Origin of the sequence: Ilumatobacter sp. (genome assembly GCF_049588435.1) — a bacterium.
In the GTDB taxonomy this organism is placed as follows: Bacteria; Actinomycetota; Acidimicrobiia; order Acidimicrobiales; family Ilumatobacteraceae; genus Ilumatobacter_A.
The window spans coordinates 1-3,570 of the sequence record NZ_JBAVYV010000214.1; the positions used below are offsets into that span (position 1 = coordinate 1).

Below are 3,570 nucleotides of genomic sequence, written 5' to 3' on the forward strand. Positions count from 1 at the left end.
ATCTCCGGCACCGGGCCGGAGGGTCGCGTCGTCCATGCCGACCTCGACCGAGAACTCACCCGCGGTCGATCGTCGGCGGCGTCGACGACGCTGTCCGACGCCTCGGACGACCGGCACGAGATCGCAATCCGCGGCGTGCGGCGCCGGATCGCCGAGCGGCTGTCGGAGGCGTGGCGGGAGATCCCACACATCACCTACGTGAACGACGTCGACGTCACCGAACTCGAACGTCTCCGGTCGGAGCTGAACGCCGGTTCCGGGGACCGTTCGGCCAGGTTGACGATCCTGCCGTTCCTCGCTCGGGCGATCGTGCTGGCGGTCGCCGAGCAGCCGGGACTGAATGCCCACTACGACCACGCGTCCGAAATCCTCACCACCTTCGACGCGGCGCACATCGGAATCGCGACGCAGACCGACGACGGGCTCCGGGTCCCGGTCGTCCGCCACGCCGAGGGGCGCGGGGTGTGGGACCTCGCCGACGAGATCACCCGGGTCACATCGGCGGCGCGCGACGGTTCGGCGACACGCGACGAACTCACCGGGTCGACGATCACGATCACGTCGCTCGGAGCGCTCGGCGGCGTCGCGACGACACCGATCATCAACCCTCCCGAGGTCGCGATCGTCGGCGTCAACAAGATGGAGACACGCCCGGTGTGGCAGGACGGATCGTTCCGGCCACGCCAGGTGCTCAATCTCTCGTCGAGCTTCGATCACCGGATGGTCGACGGCTGGGATGCGGCGACGTTCGTGCAGCGGATCAAGCGCCTGCTCGAGACCCCCGCCCTGCTCTTCGTATCAACTGGGGTCTGACCCGAGTTGACACGTCAGGCCCTCGCCATTCGCCGACGATGGCGATGATGACCAGCGATCCGATCAACGCGATGGTCGATATCGTCCGGCCGATGTCCGGCCAACGGTTTCCGATCAGGTTCACGGGCGCCAATCGGGCGATGGTCGTGCTCGGGATGTCGTCGCGCAACTCGTTCATCGACGTCGGCGACGAGGTCGTCACGGTGCGGATGGGTTGGGCCTTCAGTACCTCGATTCCACGGGCCGCGGTGCACGACGCTGCAGACGACGACCGGCGCGTGCTCGGGTGGGGCGCTCACGGATGGCGCGGTCGATGGCTTGTCAACGGATCGTCGAGCGGGATCGTGTGCGTTCGCATCGACCCCGCCACATCCGCCCGATTGATGTCGTTCATTCCGGTCTCGCTGCGCGAGCTGCGGATCTCGGTCGACGAACCCGCGGAACTGATCTCCACGCTCCAGGGCTGACCGTCGCGCGGGCACGGTCAGAAAACTTCCGAGATTTCTCGTTGCCCTGAGAGACCCATGGGCGCGGCGCACGGCGGCGTGATTCGATACCCCGCGGCCGGGTCCGCGTCGATCTCGTTCATGGCTCGACGGCCCGATTCTTCGGTCCCTCCGGCCACTCGACGGGCGATCGACAACGGAGCAGCTCGGAAAGGAACACCTGTTCTGTAGCTCTCTTGTACCAGGTCTTTTGATGTTGTATCATCGAGTCATGTTCTCCGAAGTGGTCGACGAGTTGGTCGGTTTGTCCGCCACCGAACTCGTCGCCCGGATCGAAGAGAACGAACTCGAACGCCGCCGAGTCGACGCAGAGATGGCTGCAGCATTGGCGGTCGCGAAAGCGCGGAGCGTCCACGCCGTGGATGGGCATCGCACGATGGCCGCGTTCTGTCGCGCGACGCTGAACTGGTCGAACACCGAAACGAGTCGGCGTCTCGGCCTCGCTCGAGCGGTTGACGACATCGCCGGATTGGGCGACGCCTGGATCAACGGGTACATCGGTGTGCCGCAGGCCCAGAAGTTGGCGATGGCCAACAGCAACCGACGCGTCGCCGATCAACTCGCAGACTTCGCACCGACGCTGTTGAAGCATGCCGAGCAAATGCCGTACCCGGACTTCGTTGCGGTCGTCGACCACTTCGTGGCCCGCGCCGACGAGGACGGCGAGCACGATGACCGTGATGCGGCCGTCGAGGGGCGCCGCGCACGTGCGGTCGATGTCGGCGGAACCCTCGATCTCCGGGCGTCGGGTGGAGACGGTCTCGTCACCGCCGAGATCGTCGCGATCCTCGAGCGGTTCACGCACGCCGAGTATCAGAAGGACATCGAGGCCCGACGAGCCGCGCACGGTGAACTCGCCGGCGGTTTTCAACTCGCACGAACGGATCGCCAGCGCCAGTTCGACGCCCTCATCGCGATCTTCCGTGCTGCTGCAACGGCCGGCGATGTCGGGACTCCGGCGGACCCGTTGGTGAACATCGTGATCGATGCTGCGACGTGGGGCCGGATGCTGCTCGCAGCCGGGCTCTCCACCGCCACCGATCTGGATGGGCGCCCGATCGACCCGTTCACCGGGCTCACCAATCCTGCAGCCGACGGTCTGCTCGACGATCTCACCAACGCCGACATGCGCCGATGTGAAACCACCACCGGAATCGCACTGCATCCTCATGATGTGATGCGCGCTGCGTTGGCTGGTCACGTGCGGCGGGCGGTGGTCGATTCGGGTCGGGTCGTGATCGATCTCGGACGCCGCCAGCGCCTCTTCACGGGCAGCGCCCGTCACGCGGCGAAGCTGTTGATCACACGCTGCGAACACGCCGGTTGTGACCTTCCGGCGGACTGGTGCGACATCGACCACAACGACGAATGGGCAGACGACGGTGGGCGCACCGATCAGCGCAACGGACGCGTGTTGTGCCGATCGAACAACAACGACAAGCACGAACATCGATGGCGGATCAAACGCGGTCTCAACGGGAGCAGCTACACCGTCCGAGCGGACGGCACGATCATCCTGCCCGTCGGCGCACGACCGCCTGACTTCGCCGACGAACTCGGCGGCGAGAGCTGCATCGACGACTTCGACGACGACTCACCCGAGCACATCGCCCTGCTCACCAGCGTCACCCGCAACCGGGTCGCCGAGCTGGCTCGACGACCCGCCGCCTGAGTCCGGCCGACCACGGGGACGCAGCTCAATCGAGGTCCCGGCGGCGGATCCCGACGGTGCCCACGGCGATCAATGCCACGGCGACCCCGAGCATGATCACGATCGGCACGATGTCGAAGTCCGCGGCCGGCAGCTGTGGCGTGTGTTCGAACGGTGAGAGGTCACGCATCCACTGGGGCATGTCGAGCGTTCGGCCCAGCAGGCCGACGAGGGCGGCGTACGCCACACCGGCCCAGGCGAAGGGAGCCAGTCGCGGCGCGACGCCGACGAGGGCGACCGGAATCGCAGCGATGACGAAGAGGGCCGGGAGCCACGCGACTGCGGCACCGATCAGCGGGAGGATCTCGCCCCAATCACCCACACTGGCGGCATACCCCAGTCCGGTGAGCAAGCCGCCCGCGAGCATCACACCGGTCCCACCGACGAGCGCGACCGTCGGATGGCTCCACAGCCAATTCCGCCTGCTGACCGGTGTGGCGAGCATCGGCGAGACGCGCGACGCCCGCTCCTCGGAACGGAGACGCAGCACCGACGACACGAAGAACCCCGCCGCGAGGAGTGCGACCATCAGCATGATGG

The 3,570-nt window shown here is 66.8% G+C and carries 3 protein-coding genes and 1 pseudogene; 3 read left to right on the forward strand and 1 reads right to left on the reverse strand.

What is annotated here, in order from left to right:
- The 3 genes from WBV89_RS08075 to WBV89_RS08085 all read left to right on the forward strand — a co-directional run.
- The coding region (locus WBV89_RS08075) for a dihydrolipoamide acetyltransferase family protein (protein WP_423980819.1) at nucleotides 1–813 on the forward strand (813 nt) is incomplete at its 5' end.
- A 47-nt stretch (nucleotides 814–860) separates the two neighbouring features.
- Nucleotides 861–1,280: a hypothetical protein gene (locus WBV89_RS08080; protein WP_423980820.1), complete on the forward strand. Its 420-nt coding sequence runs from the start codon at nucleotides 861–863 to the stop codon at nucleotides 1,278–1,280.
- A gap of 250 nt (nucleotides 1,281–1,530) precedes the next feature.
- The gene (locus WBV89_RS08085) at nucleotides 1,531–2,991 is read left to right on the forward strand and encodes a DUF222 domain-containing protein (protein WP_423980821.1); all 1,461 of its coding nucleotides are present in this window, start codon (nucleotides 1,531–1,533) and stop codon (nucleotides 2,989–2,991) included.
- 25 nt (nucleotides 2,992–3,016) lie between these two features.
- Here WBV89_RS08085 and WBV89_RS08090 read toward each other — a convergent pair.
- Nucleotides 3,017–3,570, reverse strand: a pseudogene (locus WBV89_RS08090) (ABC transporter permease); the annotation flags it as partial.